This window comes from Mesorhizobium sp. M7A.F.Ca.US.002.01.1.1, from assembly GCF_004022955.1.
In the GTDB taxonomy this organism is placed as follows: Bacteria; Pseudomonadota; Alphaproteobacteria; order Rhizobiales; family Rhizobiaceae; genus Mesorhizobium; species Mesorhizobium ciceri.
On sequence record NZ_RZQE01000115.1, the window covers coordinates 1 to 14,167 of the forward strand.

General features: G+C 63.0%; 13 protein-coding genes, 2 pseudogenes and 1 riboswitch. Of the genes and pseudogenes, 11 read left to right on the plus strand and 4 right to left on the minus strand.

Annotation, left to right across the window (positions count from 1 at the left end; all coding sequences use genetic code 11):
* Nucleotides 1–125: 125 nt before the first annotated feature.
* Together ribB and EN932_RS14105 are read left to right on the plus strand one after the other, a co-directional pair.
* A complete protein-coding gene (gene ribB / locus EN932_RS14100; protein WP_127370339.1) occupies nt 126–1,226 on the plus strand; it encodes a 3,4-dihydroxy-2-butanone-4-phosphate synthase in 1,101 nt (366 codons plus the stop codon).
* A gap of 33 nt (nt 1,227–1,259) precedes the next feature.
* Nucleotides 1,260–1,804: pseudogene (locus tag EN932_RS14105) on the plus strand (GNAT family protein).
* Between the two features lie 37 nt (nt 1,805–1,841).
* Here EN932_RS14105 and EN932_RS14110 read toward each other — a convergent pair.
* Nucleotides 1,842–3,065 (minus strand): MFS transporter, encoded by a 1,224-nt coding sequence (locus tag EN932_RS14110; RefSeq protein WP_027164157.1) that lies wholly within the window; start codon nt 3,063–3,065, stop codon nt 1,842–1,844.
* A gap of 120 nt (nt 3,066–3,185) precedes the next feature.
* Between EN932_RS14110 and EN932_RS14115 the strand changes: the two genes are divergently transcribed.
* Both EN932_RS14115 and EN932_RS14120 read left to right on the plus strand, forming a co-directional pair.
* Complete coding sequence (locus EN932_RS14115; protein WP_013532796.1) at nt 3,186–3,794, plus strand: TetR/AcrR family transcriptional regulator; 609 nt, start codon at nt 3,186–3,188, stop codon at nt 3,792–3,794.
* A 289-nt stretch (nt 3,795–4,083) separates the two neighbouring features.
* Nucleotides 4,084–5,067, plus strand: a complete 984-nt coding sequence (locus EN932_RS14120; protein WP_063167669.1) for a hypothetical protein — start codon at nt 4,084–4,086, stop codon at nt 5,065–5,067.
* 122 nt (nt 5,068–5,189) lie between these two features.
* Here EN932_RS14120 and bluB read toward each other — a convergent pair.
* A pseudogene (gene bluB, locus EN932_RS38875) lies at nt 5,190–5,915 on the minus strand (5,6-dimethylbenzimidazole synthase); the annotation flags it as partial.
* Nucleotides 5,916–5,917: 2 nt separating this feature from the next.
* A riboswitch (cobalamin riboswitch) is annotated at nt 5,918–6,098 on the minus strand.
* Between the two features lie 121 nt (nt 6,099–6,219).
* On the opposite strand from bluB, the gene EN932_RS14130 reads away from it, so the two are divergent.
* The 6 genes from EN932_RS14130 to EN932_RS14155 all read left to right on the plus strand — a co-directional run bounded on the left by EN932_RS14130 (nt 6,220) and on the right by EN932_RS14155 (nt 11,236).
* Nucleotides 6,220–7,146: a histone deacetylase family protein gene (locus tag EN932_RS14130; RefSeq protein ID WP_024503603.1), complete on the plus strand. Its 927-nt coding sequence runs from the start codon at nt 6,220–6,222 to the stop codon at nt 7,144–7,146.
* Nucleotides 7,147–7,149: 3 nt separating this feature from the next.
* A complete protein-coding gene (locus EN932_RS14135; RefSeq protein ID WP_013532792.1) occupies nt 7,150–7,401 on the plus strand; it encodes an exodeoxyribonuclease VII small subunit in 252 nt (83 codons plus the stop codon).
* 110 nt (nt 7,402–7,511) lie between these two features.
* Nucleotides 7,512–7,778: a DUF2277 domain-containing protein gene (locus EN932_RS14140; RefSeq protein ID WP_013532791.1), complete on the plus strand. Its 267-nt coding sequence runs from the start codon at nt 7,512–7,514 to the stop codon at nt 7,776–7,778.
* Nucleotides 7,779–7,817: 39 nt separating this feature from the next.
* Entirely contained in the window at nt 7,818–8,738 is a 921-nt protein-coding gene (locus tag EN932_RS14145) for a pirin family protein (protein WP_127385448.1), read from the plus strand.
* Nucleotides 8,739–8,880: 142 nt separating this feature from the next.
* Nucleotides 8,881–10,794, plus strand: a complete 1,914-nt coding sequence (gene dxs / locus EN932_RS14150) for a 1-deoxy-D-xylulose-5-phosphate synthase (protein ID WP_127368845.1) — start codon at nt 8,881–8,883, stop codon at nt 10,792–10,794.
* Nucleotides 10,795–10,942: 148 nt separating this feature from the next.
* The gene (locus EN932_RS14155) at nt 10,943–11,236 is read left to right on the plus strand and encodes a hypothetical protein (protein ID WP_024503606.1); all 294 of its coding nucleotides are present in this window, start codon (nt 10,943–10,945) and stop codon (nt 11,234–11,236) included.
* Nucleotides 11,237–11,324: 88 nt separating this feature from the next.
* Here the strand turns inward: EN932_RS14155 and EN932_RS14160 are convergent, their stop codons facing one another.
* Together EN932_RS14160 and EN932_RS14165 are read right to left on the minus strand one after the other, a co-directional pair.
* Entirely contained in the window at nt 11,325–12,476 is a 1,152-nt protein-coding gene (locus EN932_RS14160) for a GNAT family N-acetyltransferase (RefSeq protein WP_013532787.1), read from the minus strand.
* Entirely contained in the window at nt 12,473–13,468 is a 996-nt protein-coding gene (locus tag EN932_RS14165) for a sterol desaturase family protein (protein ID WP_032809851.1), read from the minus strand. The genes EN932_RS14160 and EN932_RS14165 overlap by 4 nt, the downstream gene beginning before the upstream one ends.
* Nucleotides 13,469–13,793: 325 nt before the next feature.
* Here EN932_RS14165 and EN932_RS14170 point away from each other — a divergent pair.
* The coding region (locus EN932_RS14170; protein ID WP_281061536.1) for an SAM-dependent methyltransferase at nt 13,794–14,167 on the plus strand (374 nt) is incomplete at its 3' end.

Here is a 14,167-nt window from a genome sequence, read left to right on the forward strand (position 1 = left end):
GAATAGGGGAATAGGGGAATAGGGGAATATGTTGCGCTCTTAGCCCGGCCGGCCAAATCTTTTTGCTTTTCCCTACTCCCTTACTGCCCTACTCCCTTATTCCCCTGCGAGCAAAGCGAGCACTTATGCCTTACGACCAGAAGAAAATCGTCGAAGCCCTGCGTGCTTTCGAACGCGGCGAGATCGTCGTCGTCATGGATGATGACGGGCGCGAGAACGAGGGCGACCTGATCGTCGCCGCTGTCCACTGCACGCCCGAAAAGATGGCGTTCATCGTTCGCCACACCTCCGGCATCGTCTGTACGCCGATGCCGCGCGAAGAAGCCAAGCGGCTGAACCTTGCCCCCATGGTCGCCGACAACGATTCCGCCCACACCACCGCTTTCACCGTCAGTGTCGATTTCAAGCATGGCACCACGACCGGCATCTCGGCCGAAGATCGCACTTTGACCGTTCGCAATCTTGCCAACGGCAATGTCGGTGGCTCGGATTTCGTCCGGCCCGGCCACATCTTTCCGCTGATTGCGCGCGAAGGCGGCGTGCTGATGCGCTCAGGCCATACCGAAGCAGCGGTCGATCTGTGCAAGCTCGCCGGCCTGCCGCCGGTCGGTGTCATTTCCGAGCTGGTCAATGATGACGGCACCGTCAAGCGCGGTCCGCAGGTGCAGGCTTTCGCCGAGGAGCATGGCCTCAAGCAGGTTTCGGTCGCCGACCTCATCGCCTACCGGCAGCGCAAGGAAACGCTGGTCGAACGCGTCGCCTGCTCGGAAATCGACACGCTCGGCGGCAAGGCACAGGTCTTCACCTACACGCTGCCGTGGGACTCCATGCATCACGTCGCCATCGTCTTCGGCGACATTCGTGACGGCGAGGACGTGCCGGTGCGTCTGCATTCCGAGGATGTGGTGACCGATGTCTTCGGCACCAGCCACCGGCTCGACGCCATCATTAAGACAATGGGCGAGCGCAGGCGCGGTGTCATCGTCTATCTCAGAGAAGGCTCCGTCGGCGTTGCGCATCAGGAGCGCAAGCGGCCGGCAAGCGGCGACCGCGAGGATCACGAAGAGGCGCGCCGCCGTGAAAACGAGTGGCGCGAGATCGGGCTAGGCGCCCAGATACTCAAGGATCTCGGCATCTCCTCGATCAACCTGATCGCCTCGCGCGAACGCCACTATGTCGGCCTCGAAGGTTTTGGCATCCACATCGCCAAGACCGAGATCCTCTGAGCCTCCCGTCGATCCGGTTGCCGGAGAAGACGGATGAATGCGTCTCTGCCTACCAGCCAGCGCAGCGAACGGCTTTTGCTGCGCCGCCCAGAAGAGAGGCTGATCTGGATTTCCTGATCGACCTCTTTTCGCGCCGGGAGCTTGTTGCTCATCGTCCGGACCCTGTCCCGGATACAGCCCAGCAGAGCGCCGCGCGGCTGACGCGCGACATCGGTCATTGGGACAAGCACGGCTTTGGCCGCTGGGCGGTCGAGGCGGATGAAAAGCTGGTCGGCTTCGGCGGCGTCACGGTATCGGCGGATTTCGACGGTCTGAACCTGTCCTATCATCTTCATCCGGCGAGCTGGGGACATGGCTATGCCACGGAATCGGTGATGGAAGCACTGCGCACCGCGTTCGGCCCCTTGCGTGCCGATCGGGTTGTCGGCATCGTCCGCCCCGCCAATCCGGCTTCGCGACGGGTGCTGGAGAAATGTGGCTTCGTCTTCGAAAAAGAGGTGATGCTGCACGGGGCGCCAACGATAGTTTTGGCATTGGCGCACCCAAGAAGAGTCAATATTTCAGGCCCGGCCGCCTAGAGCGGCGCGCCCGGCCTAAGGCCCGGGCGCGCCGGAACTATTCCGCAGCAATCGCGGCTGCTTCGCATCCGTCCATCTCGCACTCAGCCGTGGCAAGGCTGCGCTGGCCAAGCAGCACCGTGGCCAGCGCGATCGTGCCTGAAGCCACAGAGACCCAGAACCCGTTCTGGGCACCGAACGCATCGACCACCGCGCCGGCCGCGAACGAGCCGAGCGCCATGCCGATGCCGATGCCGGTCATGACCCAGGTAATGCCTTCGGTCAGCATCGCCTCCGGCACATGCCGCTCGATCAGGCCGAAGGCGGTGATGAAGGTCGGCGAAATCGCCACGCCGCTGATGAACACAGTCAGCGCCAGCAGTGGCACGGTGTCGGCGGTGAGCGGCAACAGCGTGCCGAGCGCGACGAGGGCGACTGCGATGGCGAGCTGGCGTTGCAGCGGCGCCTTCAGGCTGAGCGCGCCGACGATGATACCGAGCACGAACGATCCCAGCGCATAAACGCCGATGACAAGGCTGGCGGCGCCGGGCTGGCCAAGCTCCTTGGTGATCGCCACGGTGCTGACTTCCGTCGTCGCGAAGGTCGCGCCGATGAAGATCAGGGCGAAGGTGATGATCTGAACCGGCCGCAGGCGGATCGCCGAGCCGCTTGAGCCATGGTCCACCGGCCGCACTTGCGGCTCCGTCGAGCGTTGCAGGATGAAGGCCGCTGATCCGAATGCGAGAAATAATGTGCTCACCAGAACGCCGGCTTCCGGGAACAGGGCAGCACTGAGACCGACCGATAGCGATGCCCCGGCGATATAGACCAGTTCATCGGCCGCGGACTCGAAGGCGAATGCGGTGTTCATCTGCGGCCGTCCGCGGAAAATCTCTGTCCAGCGCGCCCGCACCATCGCCGGCATGCTTGGCATGGCCGCGGCCAGTAGGGCCGACACGAACAGCGTCCACACCGGCCAGTCCTGGTTGGCCGCCGCTATCAGGACGGCGAAAGCCAGCACCGCGATGATGGTGGTGGGCACGACGATCCGTGTCTGGCCCAGGCGGTCCACCAGTCTGGATATCTGCGGCGCAACGAAAGCGTTGGCCAGCGCGTATGTTGCCGAGACGGCTCCGGCCAGCCAGTATTCGCCACGCGTCTGCGACAGCATCGCCACGATGCCGATGGGCGCCATGGCGATCGGCAGGCGCGCCATGAATCCGGCGGCCGCAAAGCCCTTGGCTCCGGGGGCACGAAAGATTTCCGAATAGGGATTTTGCATGGGTGGTTCCTCGACAAAGGACGATTCGGCAATTACATACGAAGCGTATGCTTGTTAAATAGAGCATACGCCGCGTATGTCAATTGGCATACGTTACGTATGTGAATAGGGCCAGAAGCCATGCACAGACCCCGCAAGGAGATGATCGCCGAGACGCGCGCAAAGCTGATCGCGGCGGCCCGCCATGCCTTCGGCACAACAGGCTATGCGGAAGCCTCGATGGATGATTTCACCGCTTCGGCCGGGCTGACGCGCGGCGCGCTCTATCATCATTTCGGCGACAAGAAGGGGCTGCTGCAGGCGGTCATAGCCCAGATCGACGGCGAGATGGCGGCGCGCATCAATGAGGTCGCGTCGAGAGCGCCGACCCGCTGGCAGCATTTCGTCGACGAGTGCTCGACCTATATCGAGATGGCGCTGGAGCCGGAAATCCAGCGCATCATGTTCCGGGATGGCCCGGCCGTGCTGGGGGATCCAGCGCAATGGCCGAATGCCAGTGCGTGCATCGTGTCAATGACCGACCATCTGACCGCGCTGCAGGAGGAGGGGGTCGTTGTCTCGAGCCTCGACCCCGAGACGGCCTCGCGACTGATCAACGGAGCGAGCAGCCAGGCAGCGCAACGGATCGCCAATTCGGACGACCCCGAAGCGACGTCCAAGAAGGTGGTGACGGCGTTCAAGCAACTGCTCGAAGGCCTGCTCAAGAAGCCGGATCCGCAGTCGAATTGAAGTTCCCACCGGAGCTTTTCGTGCCGGCAGCTGTTCCCGATAGGAATTTTTTCTCGACACCTGCCCTCAGCTAAGGTACATATTCGTCCATGGTGGTGATTTGCGCCGGTGACCCGCCGCACAGGCGGGTTTTTCGTTTGATGCTCCGTCAGACAATGCGCCGGCGAAAGGCTGCGAAAGAAAACCGTTGCCCAGAATTCGTCGCCCTGTGGTGCCAGGGCCGGCAATTGACAATCGTCGGGTTGAGTTCATCCTCTTCCACCATCTCTGAGGCGGAGATTCGGGGCACATGTGGGATTTCGAGATCGGCCGGTCGGTGTCCATCATGATGCGGACCTGGCCGTTCATCGTCTTTCGTATGATCGTCTATTTCGGCATCACGCTGGCCTACATCATGGCGACCGGCACCGGTGCCTCGGTCGGCTATGGTGTCGGCCATATCTCCACCGATCCCGACGGGCCCATGTCCTTTGCCCTGTGGGGCGGCGTGGTCGGGTTTGGCATCGTCTCGATCGCGGTCTACTGGATCCGTGAATACATCCTCTATATCGTCAAGGCCGGCCACATCGCCGTCATGGTTCATCTGATCGACGGCCGCGACATTCCCGGCGGTCAGGACCAGATCGCCTACGCCAGGGATGTCGTCACCCAGCGTTTTGCCGAGGCCAATATCCTTTTCGTCGTCGACCAACTCGTCAAGGGTGCCATCCGCGCCATCACCGGCCTGCTCGGCGGTATCGCCGCCTTCCTGCCGATACCGGGCCTGAGCGGCCTGGTCTCCTTCATCAACACGGTGATCCGCCTGTCGCTGACCTATGTCGACGAGATCATCCTCGGCTACAACATCCGCATCAATTCAGCCTCACCCTTCGAGACGGCGCGCCAAGGCGTCGTGCTCTATGCCCAGAACGGCAAGGTCATGGTCAAGAACGCCGTCTGGCTGGCGGTCATCATGTGGGGCGTGTCGTTCGTCATCTTTCTGATGATGCTGGCGCCTGCCGGCGCCATTCTGTTCCTGATGCCCGGCCAGCTCGCCGGCTGGGCCTTCGTGCTCGCCATCGTCTTCGCCTGGGCGTTCAAGGCGGCCTTCATCGAGCCTTTCGCCATCGCTTGCCTGATGCAGGTCTATTTCAAGACCATCGCGGGCCAGGTGCCGGATCCGGCCTGGGACGCCCGGTTGGCCGAGGCGTCGTCGAAGTTCAGGGAGCTCAAGGACAAGGCGCTCGCCTCCTTCGGCGGTTCGCGCTGGGGTACGGCCGGCGCCACACCCTGATCGGCCGGGCAGGTGGTGTCTGGTGAGGCAGAAACGGTGTTGAGGCGCGCCACGGTGGACTTGAGCTGTGCCTCGCCTTGCCCGGAAAACGTCTCGCTCATGATCAGTTCCGGCAGCGGCAGCCGCCGTCCCCAACCATGCGTTTCAAGGTCCGGTTTGGAAGCGAACTCGGAAACACGGCCGACGCAGAGATAGGCGATTGGCGTTACGTGATCCGGAATGGCCAACAGCCGCTTCAGCGCCTCAGCCTCGATGATGCTCACCCAGCCGACGCCAACGCCCTCGGCACGCGCGGCCAGCCAGAAATTCTGCACCGCGCAGACGGTGCTGTAGAGATCCATCTCCGGATTGTGCCAGCGTCCCAGCGGCGAACCCTTCGAGCGCTGCCGGTCGCAAGTGATGCAGATGTTGAGCGCGCTTTCGCAGATGCCTTCCAGCTTGAGCTTGCGGTACAGCGCCTGTTTTTCCGCCTCGATCGCCGGCAGTTCCTGCTCGCGCGCGGCCAGGAACAGGTCGCGCACCTCCGCTCGTCGTCCGGCATCGCGAATGACAATGAAATTCCATGGCTGCATGAAGCCGACCGATGGCGCGTGATGGGCGGCAAGCAGCAGCCGCGCCAGCACGTCGTCATCGATCGCGTTGGGCAGGAAATGGCTGCGCACGTCGCGCCGCGTGAACATGGCGCGATAGACCGCATCGCGCGCATTCTGGTCGAATCCATCGTCAATGGCAGCGGTCATATGTTCCGGCATCGCTTGTCCCCTTGCGATTGCAGATTCAAAACGGTCAGAGCGTACGCTGTGCGTCCAAATGGACGCACGTCGCTCTGATGCCACCCGCCCGACCATGCGGATGACGATGCCTGCCAGGCCGGTCTTCTGGCTTGGGATCAACCCGCGTCCGGTGCCTTCCCGTCATCGACAGTGGCATTTACCGGCGCGGTCCCCCTCACAGCGTTGGGCACGCCACGGAATTCAACCGTGTTCCCGATTCTCCCGCTTGCGGCGGGCACCAGGCAGTACCAAGGACTTTACGCCGAAGCGCCGGCGGGGCCAATGCCTGCGGCGACACGAATGGACGCAGGCGCGATTTTCCCCAGTCATCGGCCGCCCGTGCATGGCCTTTGTCGATCGGGGTCACTAGATTAGGACGATGACCACCCGTCTCTACACGCATCCGATCTTCCTCGAGCATCTCACGCCGCCCGGACATCCCGAGCGGCCCGACCGCCTGCGCGCCATCGAGCGCGTGCTCGATGAGGAAGCCTTTGCCGCGCTCGATCGTATCCAGGCGCCGGAAGGCGACGAGGCCACCATCCTCTACGCGCATCCCGCCGATTTCGTCGCCCGCGTGCGCGCCGCCATCCCCGACGAGGGGATTGCCCGCATCGATGCCGACACCACTGCCAGTCCGAAGAGCTGGCAAGCGGCGATCACCGCGATCGGCGCCGCCAACGCCGCCGTCGATGATGTCTTTTCGGGCCGCGCCGACAACGTCTTCGTCGCCGCCCGGCCGCCCGGCCATCATGCCGAAAAGACCACGGCCATGGGCTTCTGCCTGTTCAACACGGCGGCGATCGCGGCGCGTTATGCGCAGAAGAAACACGGTGTCGAGCGCGTTGCCATCGTCGACTGGGACGTGCATCACGGCAATGGCACGCAGGATATTTTCTGGGACGATCCCTCGGTGCTCTATTGCTCGACACACCAGATGCCGCTTTATCCCGGCACCGGAGCGAAGACCGAAACGGGCGCCGGCAATATCGTCAACGCACCGCTGGCGCCGCAGACCGGCAGCGAAGTGTTTCGCGATGCCTTCCTGTCGCGCGTCCTGCCCGCGCTCGACAATTTCGCGCCCGACCTGATCATCATTTCGGCCGGGTTCGACGCGCACCACCGCGATCCGCTGGCCGAGATCAATCTGACCGAGGATGATTTCGACTGGGCGACCGGCCAGTTGATGCAGCGCGCGGCACGCCACAGCGGCAACCGGCTCGTAAGCCTGCTCGAGGGCGGCTACGATCTGCAGGGATTGGCATTTTCGGTCGCCGCCCATGTCGGGCGACTGATGAAAGGATGAATGATGGCTGGTGAGACCAACGAAGACGTCAAGGCGATGAGCTTCGAGCAGGCACTCGATGCGCTGGAGAAGATCGTCGATGATCTGGAGCGTGGCGACGTGCCGCTCGACCAGTCGATCAGGATCTATGAACGTGGCGAGGCGCTGAAGGCGCATTGCGACCGGCTGCTGAAGGCCGCCGAGGACAAGGTCGAGAAGATCAGGCTGTCGCGCGACGGCAAGCCGGTTGGAACGGAGCCGCTCGACGCGGATTGAGGCCGGTCCGAACGATGGCCTCGCCTCACCGGTTTTTGGACATGATCATGATCGAGGCTATAACTCGTTCCGATTGAAACAGCTCAAGGACAAGAGGAGATACGGAAGCGATGTGCAGAAACATCAAGACCCTGTTCAATTTTGATCCGCCGGCAACCAATGACGAGGTGCGCGACGCGGCCCTTCAGTTCGTCCGCAAGCTGAGCGGAACGACGCGACCCTCGAAGCAGAACCAGCACGCCTTCGATCATGCCGTCGACGCCATCGCGGCCTCGGCGCGCGAACTGCTCGATTCCCTGGAAACCCATCAGCATCCGCGCAATCGCGAAGAGGTGGCGGCCAAGCTGCGGGCAAAGGCGGCCATCCGCTTTGCCTGATGCGGCCAGGCGGCCTTCGACCACCGACAAGGAGAGTCCATGAGCTTCTTCCCCGGGAAAGACCCTGAGGTGGGCGATGCGTTCGCCAGCGATCAGATCGAATTGATGGTCGTTCCGAACGCCAAGGACATCGGTGGTTTTCAGGTGCGCCGTGCCCTGCCAACGGCAAAAAGGCGGTTGGTCGGTCCGTTCATCTTCTTCGACCGCATGGGTCCCGCGATCCTGCGGGCCGGCCAGGCGCTGGACGTCCGTCCGCATCCGCATATCGGACTGTCGACGGTCACCTATCTGTTCGACGGCAAGATCCGGCACCGCGACTCCCTCGGCACCGAAATGGTCATTCAGCCCGGCGACGTGAATTTGATGACCGCCGGCCGCGGCATCGTCCATTCGGAGCGTACGCCGGAGGAACTGCGTGGCGCGCCGATGTCGATATCCGGCCTGCAGACATGGCTGGCGCTGCCGGACGACAAGGAAGAGGTGGCTCCTGTGTTCGAGAACACAGGAGCGCTCAGGCTTCCCGAGATTGATGCCGAAGGCGTCAACGGGCGCCTCATCATCGGCGATTTCCAAGGATTACGGTCCCCGGTCAGGGCCGATTCGGAGACGCTCTACGCCGACCTGCGCCTGGCGCCCGGCGCCAGCGTGAAAATCCCTGCCGATGCGGAAGAGCGCGCCATTTACACGCTGGAAGGCGAGGTCTCGATTTCGGGCGATGTGTTCCCAGCCGAACGGCTGCTGGTCTTCCGTCCCGGTGACGAGATCGTCGTGTCGTCGCAGACCGGGGCGCATTTCATGCTGTTCGGCGGCGCCTCTCTTGGTTCGAAGCGTTACATCTGGTGGAATTTCGTCTCGTCGTCGAAAGAGCGTATCGAACAGGCGAAAGAGGAATGGAAGACAGGCCGCTTCGACATCGTTCCAGGAGACGAGGAAGAGTTCATTCCGCTGCCGGAAAGCTGATGCCTGTCGCCCAAAGTGGCCCGGTTTTGGGGAAACGACCTGCATAGAAGCAAAAGACCACAGTCTGATCCGCGTCACTGACACGCATTTACTTTCGCCGGCCGGCGGCCTATTTCGCCCATCAACCGAAAGCCTGAGCACCGTGAACGCAACGCCGCATACGCCGCTTCTCGACAAGACCCGCATCCCGGCCGACCTGCGCACGCTTGCCGAGAGTGAGCTGCCGCAACTGGCGTCCGAGCTTCGCGCCGAGCTGGTCGACGCGGTATCCCGCACGGGTGGTCATCTGGGCGCCGGCCTTGGCGTGGTCGAGCTGACAGTGGCGCTGCACTATGTCTTCAACACCCCCGATGATCGGCTGATCTGGGATGTCGGCCACCAGGCCTATCCGCACAAGATCCTGACCGGCCGCCGCGACCGTATCCGCACGCTGCGCCAGGAAGGCGGCCTGTCCGGCTTCACCCGCCGCGCCGAGAGCGAGTACGATCCCTTCGGCGCTGCCCACTCCTCGACATCGATATCGGCCGGCCTCGGCATGGCCGCGGCCCGCGATCTCTCCGGCGGCCGCAACAATGTCATCGCCGTCATCGGCGACGGCGCCATGTCTGCCGGCATGGCCTACGAGGCGATGAACAATGCCGGCGCACTCGATGCACGGCTGATCGTCATTCTCAACGACAACGACATGTCGATCGCGCCGCCAACCGGCGCCATGAGCGCCTATCTGGCGCGGCTGGCCTCCGGCAAGGCCTATATCGGCCTGCGCGATTTCGGCAAAAAACTGACGTCTTATCTCGGCAAGCGCGCGGATCGTGCGATCACAAGGGCGGTCGAGCATGCACGTGGCTACGTCACCGGCGGCACGCTGTTCGAGGAACTCGGCTTCTATCACATCGGCCCGATCGACGGCCACAATCTGGAACATCTGATCCCGGTCCTGAAAAATGTCCGAGACAATGGCGAAGGCCCGGTGCTCATCCATGTCGTCACCCAGAAGGGCAAGGGCTATGCGCCGGCGGAAGCCGCCGCCGACAAATATCACGGCGTCAACAAGTTCGACGTCATCACCGGCGCGCAGGCCAAGGCGCCGGCCAACGCACCGGCCTACACCAAGGTGTTCGCCGAAAGCCTGGTCCAGGAGGGCCGCGAGGACGACCGCATCGTCGCCGTCACCGCAGCCATGCCGAGCGGTACCGGCCTCGACCTGTTCGGCGAAGCGTTCCCGTCGAGGACCTTCGATGTCGGCATCGCCGAACAGCACGCGGTGACCTTCGCCGCCGGCCTCGCCACCGAAGGCTACAAGCCGTTCGCGGCCATCTATTCCACCTTCCTGCAGCGCGCCTACGACCAGGTCGTCCACGACGTCGCCATCCAGAAATTACCGGTGCGCTTTCCCATCGACCGCGCCGGCTTCGTCGGCGCCGATGGCGCCACCCATTGCGGCGCCTTCGACACCACCTTCCTGGCGACACTGCCGGGCTTCGTGGTGATGGCGGCGGCCGACGAGGCGGAGCTGCGCCACATGGTACGCACCGCGGCAAGCTATGATGACGGCCCGATCGCCTTTCGCTATCCGCGCGGCAATGGCGTTGGCGTCGACATGCCGGAGCGTGGCTCCGTGCTCGAAATCGGCAAGGGCCGCATCGTCAGGGAGGGCACCAAGGTAGCATTGCTGTCCTTCGGCACACGGCTGCAGGATTGCCTGATCGCCGCCGAGGAGCTAGGGGCTGCCGGGCTTTCCACCACGGTCGCCGACGCCCGTTTCGCCAAGCCGCTCGACGAGGATCTGATCCGGCGGCTGGCCCGCTCGCATGAGGTTCTGGTGACGGTGGAGGAGGGCGCCGTCGGCGGCTTCGCCAGCCATGTGCTGCAGTTCCTCGCCCATGAAGGCCTGCTGGAAAGCGGCCTGAAGGTGCGCCCGCTGGTGCTGCCCGACGTGTTTACCGACCACGCCAAGCCGGAAAAGATGTATGCCGATGCCGGGCTCGATGCTGCCGGCATCGTGCGCACCGTGTTCGTCGCGCTCGGGCATACGGTTCGCGCCCAGCGCGCCTGAATCAAAGTCTCAGTGACTTGAATCAGTTTGCCGGCCAACGTTCTTAACGCGTTGTTTACGCTGCCGTTTGGCGCTTTGCTTACCGTGTCTCTTGGCCGTTTTTCAACGGCGCCCTGCTAGATCGTGATCAGGCAGGGAGACAGCAACAATGAAAACGCTTCTGTGCGGCGCAGCGCTTTGCGCCGTCATCGTCGCGCCGGCCACAGCCGAAACGCGCTATGATCGCAGCCTCGAAAAGGCGGCCATGGGCATCGTCGCCGGCAAGATGGGCGACATCCGCGGCGGCTTTTCCTTCAAGCAGGTGCCGCAACTGGTGGTTCTGCCGGCCCCCGTTCCCGCACCTGCGGTTGCCATCGAGCCTTCACGCGAGCAAGCGTCGGGAGGGCGTGCGGATGGGTTGTCTCCGGCCGTCGAGCGCCCGGTTTCGCGAAGCGTATTCTGAGCTAGAGACCAGCAAGCCCTGATCGGGATTGCCCGATCGTTTCATCGTGCTTTGCCGCTGTGCGGGTGATCTAAAGGCGTCGGCACTGCTACTCCGCCGCCACCAGCTCCGCTTGTTGCGCCGGTTTCTCGGGGCGCCAGGATTGCGCCGCGTGGCGGGCGCGGTCTGCCAAGGCGGCAAGGCGTCCGCGCAGGTTTCGTCCACCCACCACTGACGACAAGATCACCGAATGCGTCGCAAAGCGGCGCTTGAAATCCTCGCCGCCGCAGAGAAAATCGATCGTGGTCAAGCCCCTGTCGAACGACCACTGGATGTAATCCATCATCAAGACCATGCCCGGCGAGGCCCGTTCGAAGGCCGGATCATAGGTGGTGACGAAAGCCATCATCGTTCCATGCTGCTCGAAATTGATCGATATGGCGATGATCTCGTCTTCGCGTTCGAGCACGAAAATGCGCAGCAACCCAAGCCCGGCCAGAACCGAGATCAGTGCCGGCAGCGCGGGGGAACCTTCGTCGAACAGGTCCGAGACGCGGCCGTGTTTTGCGAGCCATAGCCGCTTCAGCGCCGCGACGCGTTCCAGCACCGGCTCGCGGGCTTCGTGCGCATCCATCAGGCGGAAACGCAGCGCGCCGCCTTCCTCCATGAATTTGTAACCACGGCGATAGTTTTGCCGGGTTTTCTTCGACTGGCTTTCAAACCATTGTGCGCCGCGTTGTCCGGCGCTGGAAACTCGGTAGCTGACCTCGCTGCGGTGGCTCGGCTGCAAAATGCTGCCCTGGCCTGGGGCGGCGGGACCAAGCAGGGTCCGGAATCGAGCATCGGGCAACAGCCGATTGAGATACGCAAGATCGAAGCCGCCATCGTCGAGGATATGTTGCCAGAGTTGCGGCAGGATCTGTGGCTCTGCATCGGGAGCAAGCAGGACATCGCCATAGTCGCAGTGATCCTTCGCCGCCCATTCCAGCATACGGATGCCCGAGCGCCAGAAGGTCGCGAGCGCAATGACCGCCTCGAGGCGCTCGCCGCTCCAGACCAGGCCGATCCTGAGGCCGCGGCGGTCCTGATGCGGTGTGGTGTGCCACCAGGCCGAGATCCAGTCGGGATGCTGGAAAACGAGGCCGCCGGCGCGTTGCCAGAGCGCTGCCCAGGCGGGCGCGATTTCTGCCAGTCGCTCTGGCGAGGTTGCAATTTCGATCCGGTGCGCTTGCTGCATCCGGAACACGGCCGGTCCGTTCATGGCTTGCCCCCCTGCGGCGATTGCTGTGGCTCGGGCTTGTCGGCGCGGAAATGTCTGGCGATCTGCCGCCACATCCGCTGCAGCGGCATGACATAGAGGCCTGCGAGCGACTGGTAGTCGCGCACGTTGCGTTCGATCAAACCGAACTTGAAGTCCTCGTCGGGTCTCGGAACGCACAGAGTTCCGAAGAGCCGATCCCAAAACGAGAAGAGCAGCCCGAAGTTCTTGTCGTAATGGCGCGGGTCGGTGCTGTGGTGCAACTGATGCCAGTGTGGGCACAGGATCAGATTGTTCAACGGCCCAAACGAGATCTTGAAATGCGTGTGCCTGACGAAATCCATCATCAGGATGTTGCGTATGATGTAGACGTTGACGCCGAAGACCGTCAGTTCAACCAGGTTCAGCGACACCAGCGACCAGATGCCGAAGCAGATGCCGGGAATGACGCCGTCCCAGGCCCGGTTCATCAATTCGTCGAGCGGGTGGACGCGATCCTTGGTGATGCCGACCATCACCTCGGCCGAATGGTGCACCTTGTGCAGTTCCCAGAGCACCGGGTAGCGGTGCTGGGCGACATGATAGAGATAGTACGAAATGTCGTAGGCAAGCAGCATGGTGAGGGTGAAGATCGTCACCGTCACAGGCCCCGCCGGCCCCTCGATCAGAGGCGGCTGGATTGCCAGCAGCGTGGAGAGCAACCAGTTCGTCGCATAGCCGACGGCGCTGACGAAGACGACGCCGGCGGGCAGCATGAGGAATGGCATCAGCGCCTTCCGCGTCACCCAGAACAAAAGGTCGGCTTTCGCCGAAGGATGCGTGATGACCTCATGCGGGACCGCGAACTCGAAGAACTCTTTCCAGCTCTTTTTCTCGACCGTGCGCCAATAGGCGACCAGGGCACTGGCCAAAGCAGTCAGCAACAGAAGTCCGGTCGCCAGCAGGCCGGCGCCGGAAATCCGGTCAAGAACCTTGTAGACGATGTCGCTGGCCATTTCCAAAGTTGCCGCCTCTCCATCCGGGTTTTCCCGTCGTCGCGGTCATAACATTGAAGTCCTCAAGCAAATGCGATGAAAATTGGTTAAGAAATCATGAGGCTTTCTAGATTGTTGGTATTTACCCGCAGGCGGTGAGACCTCATGCTTCGGCGTCATCCGTCTCAACGGGCGTAACGCATGGGTATTCATAAGGATGGTCGGCGGGACGGAACGCCTCACCATCGTCGCCGTGCAAGATGCTGAGCGTGATGATGGGAACGGGAGACGAAATGCTTCCATGTGGCGCTCTTGCCATCGTCGTCGGCTTTCGCCATGAAGGCCGATGAATTCGCCTCTGCCAGCCAGCGCACGCCAGCGGCTCGACGACCTGCTCGTCCAGCGCGGGCTGTTTGCCAGCCGCTCACGTGCCCGCGATGCGGTCGAGCGCGGCACTGTGACCGTCGACGGCGTCATTGCGCGCAAGCCCGGCCAGAGCGTTTTGCCGCAATGTCACGTTGCCATCGATGATCCGGCGCAAGGCTATGTGTCGCGCGCGGCACTCAAGCTGATCGGCGGGCTCGATCATTTCGGCCTCGATCCTGCCGGCCGTGAAGCGCTCGACATCGGCGCCTCGACCGGCGGCTTCACACAGGTGTTGCTCGAGCGCGGCGTGGCCCATGTCACCGCCGTCGATGTCGGTCATGGCCAGATGCATCC